Genomic DNA, 2,976 nt, shown 5'->3' with positions numbered 1-2,976 from the left:
GCGGCCATCGTTGGAGCGTTTGCATCTCATGATGCAAAACCTAACACATCATGGCTTTACTTTCTTTAAGGTTAGTATGCATAGCTGCGAACGAGAGCGTCATGTGCGACCGTAGGATGTGACCGGCAACATTGTTGTTCCGCTTTATATACCAGAGCCTCTGCGGACCACATATATAGTGCAGATGCCTTCGGACCCGCCTGTGATAATTTTGATAGCGTCGTAGGCTGTTCGCTTTATCCTTAGGGCGCCAGTTGAATCGATGCCTCAGGCGCACCAGGTATTTGTCATCCGCACCCAATTCACGCTCGAACGCTGATGGCAACCGGTTCACAGTATTCATACTCGCGTACTTCTCGCGGAGCTCGGCAACGAACCAAGCTTCATGTGTGCGCGTCGACCGGACAATGCGTGGGTTGCTAACAGGAACAAAGAGTTCCGGCGCCGATTCATACGTTAAATCAAATGCTCTATGTATGTACGCAAGGTTGTAGAGTAGATCCTTCAGTGTGTACGTAACCTCCGTCGCGGGCTCGCCTAAATGGGTGCACAACGCCGGAAGTATCCCTCCCGGTTTGAATTTGACGTACTCATTGGCCAGAGCGGACTTCCCGGTTGTCGTGTAGCCGGTGACGCCATGGGCATCGCTAAAGGGAACGCCCTTCGCGAGCAACAAGGCCTTTGTTGCGTTAAGAAAGCAATAGTATGCCGTCAGCGGACTGGCGGTTTTCGGAAGTGCTTGAGTCGCGTCATAGAAAGAACGCGCCTGCCCCCAGTAAAAACGCGCCTTGTAGCTACGTTTACGTTTCAGCCATAGATCCACATAGTCCCAGGTGTCGGTCACCAGAACCGTCTTCTCATCGAAGTGCGGTTGAGTGACAGCCTTGTGTATGGTGAGCGGCTTACCCTTATGATGGATGTCGCTGAATGGCATACTCACACCAATGATTCTTAACGCTAGCCGTAACCGGCGCATTTATTGTGAGCGTAGCGAACGATAAATGTGTCCGAGTTTACGGATTTGTTAGGTTGTATTAGCACCTAAAGTTCCGTTCATGAAGCCATTTCCATGCTTTTTCAGGCAGCCAACCTTGGTAATTGTCGCACACTTCAATAACCAAAAGGTTGTCATTATTATCCATGTGGCTTTTCAAGCGTTTCTGCCACTCATTAGGGCCTTGGCTTGTACTAATAATCCACGTTGAATCTAAGTGGTGCCACCATGCACCGGCCTTTTTTATTTCCTGGTAAAGACTGCTGTAATCTTGGCCTAGCTTATTAAGGTCATAAGAAATAAGGAGAATCATTTCTCATCTCCTTGTTGATCTATTGCGTTACTTGCAGACACGTTTGGCAATGCTCCCGGCTCATATAATACTGGCAGCTCGTTATCGCCCAACTTTTCACGAAGAACAGTAAGGTGGGCTTCTTGGTCAAAGACTAGTTTCTTCGGCCAAAATACAACCAGAATTGCAACAAGCACAATCAATATAAGAAGAACAATAAATGCGGCGGTTATAATGCTTACAGTAACCTCTGGCGGAAGAGACGACTTCCAAGCCAATACGATAATTATTAATGCGAGAGAGATTGCAGCTACTGCAAAAAAACGTAATGGACTTGCAACCGTTTTGATTACTCTGTAAGCACTTTCTCGGACGTTATCCATAAGATGGTCCCATTGTACGCTTCCTCAACCTAACAGCTAATAGACGGACAACGTCCGCGTTATAACACGGACTCTGTCCGCATAATACGCATGCGCCATACCCCTAACTACTCTGCCTGTGAGGTGCCGCTTCAGAGCAGCGCTGGCCCGGCGCTCCGGCGTCCACTATCCGCCGTATGCGGGACGTGGACGGCATGATAGGCGGACATTTGCCGCAATACGCGCTTGCGCGCCACCGGTCAGGCGGGTGTGGCATGTCTGTACAGCGTTCCATGGAGGGGCGACAGAGTGTCACGGAAGAGCGCTCCTTTTCTCTATCGTGTCCGTTCCCTGGTGCGGGGACATCGTTATTGGATTCGCGCAGGAGAGGCGTGCCTGACCTGGATCCGTCGGTTCATCCTGTACCAGAACAGGCAGTAGCCGCAAGGCTTGGGCCTAACGTAAGTCAGGATGTTTCTCATCGACCTGACGGCTGCGGGAGGCGTCATTGCGGCGGCGCAGGGCCGGTGTTCAATACGCTGGATTTTCGTTTTCGACGAGGTTTCGGGGCGCGGGCTTCGCGGTGTTGGCTGCATTGTGCGGGTGTGGGCGCGGTCGTTATCGATGCCGTATCGATGAAGGGCGTTTGAAAGGCGATTCGTTGGGGGTGATCGGGGTGGCGGGCGGGTTTTTTTGGGGGTGTTGTTTGGGGGGGTGGTTGAGGGAGATGTCGCACACGGCCGGGGGCCGTGCACGACCTACGGGTGCTGCCGCGCATCGTGGAACTCGGTGCGGACGGCTTCCACCCTCTCCCCCAGCCCCTCTCCCATCAAGGGAGAGGGGGGCACAAATGGCCTCTGCCCCTCTCCCGTCAAGGGAGACGGGCACCAATGGCCTCGCACCGGGGGTGGAACTCGCGCCGCACTCGGGCTCACCGCGGTGGCGGTTGGTTACAGCAGCACCTTTTCGATGCCGCCGGCCTGGGCGCGTTCGATGAACTGTTCCTGCCAGCCGTCGCCGAGGAGGTGGTTGGCCATTTCGATGACGATGTAGTCCGCCTCGACGCCGGTGTCGTCCTCGTAGCGCGAGAGGCCCTGGAGGCACGCGGGGCAGGAGGTGAGCATCTTCACCTTGCCCTTCTCGGCGGTGGGCTCGCCAGTGAGCTCTTCCAGGCCTTTGTTGTACTCCTCTTCCTTGCGGAAGCGGACCTGGCTGGCGATGTCCGGCCGGCTGACGGCGAAGGTGCCCGCTTCGCCGCAGCAGCGGTCGTTCAGCGGGACCTCGGTGCCCATGAGGGTGCTCGCGGTCTTCTGCGCGTCGTGGGTCTT

4 protein-coding genes are annotated in these 2,976 nt (G+C 54.6%); all 4 read right to left on the bottom strand.

What is annotated here, in order from left to right; translation table 11 throughout:
* Positions 1-40 precede the first annotated feature (40 nt).
* On the bottom strand, positions 41-934 hold the full coding sequence (locus G7A99_RS17455) for a YaaC family protein (protein ID WP_163142530.1): 894 nt from the start codon (positions 932-934) through the stop codon (positions 41-43).
* A 100-nt stretch (positions 935-1,034) separates the two neighbouring features.
* Complete coding sequence (locus tag G7A99_RS17450) at positions 1,035-1,307, bottom strand: hypothetical protein (protein WP_163142527.1); 273 nt, start codon at positions 1,305-1,307, stop codon at positions 1,035-1,037.
* Entirely contained in the window at positions 1,304-1,669 is a 366-nt protein-coding gene (locus tag G7A99_RS17445; RefSeq protein WP_163142524.1) for a hypothetical protein, read from the bottom strand. The genes G7A99_RS17450 and G7A99_RS17445 overlap by 4 nt, the downstream gene beginning before the upstream one ends.
* A gap of 929 nt (positions 1,670-2,598) precedes the next feature.
* Positions 2,599-2,976: DUF3400 domain-containing protein (locus G7A99_RS17440; RefSeq protein ID WP_163142521.1), on the bottom strand; the 378-nt coding region annotated here is incomplete at its 5' end.

It is taken from the genome of Arhodomonas sp. KWT, assembly GCF_010993615.1.
This window is presented reverse-complemented; position numbering and strand designations above follow the sequence as displayed.

Excerpts from the sequence above, each read along its gene's own strand:
- G7A99_RS17455 (WP_163142530.1), bottom strand. The coding sequence starts at position 934 with ATGCCATTCAGCGACATCCATCATAAGGGTAAGCCGCTCACCATACAC.
- G7A99_RS17445 (WP_163142524.1), bottom strand. The coding sequence starts at position 1,669 with ATGGATAACGTCCGAGAAAGTGCTTACAGAGTAATCAAAACGGTTGCA.
- G7A99_RS17450 (WP_163142527.1), bottom strand. The coding sequence starts at position 1,307 with ATGATTCTCCTTATTTCTTATGACCTTAATAAGCTAGGCCAAGATTAC.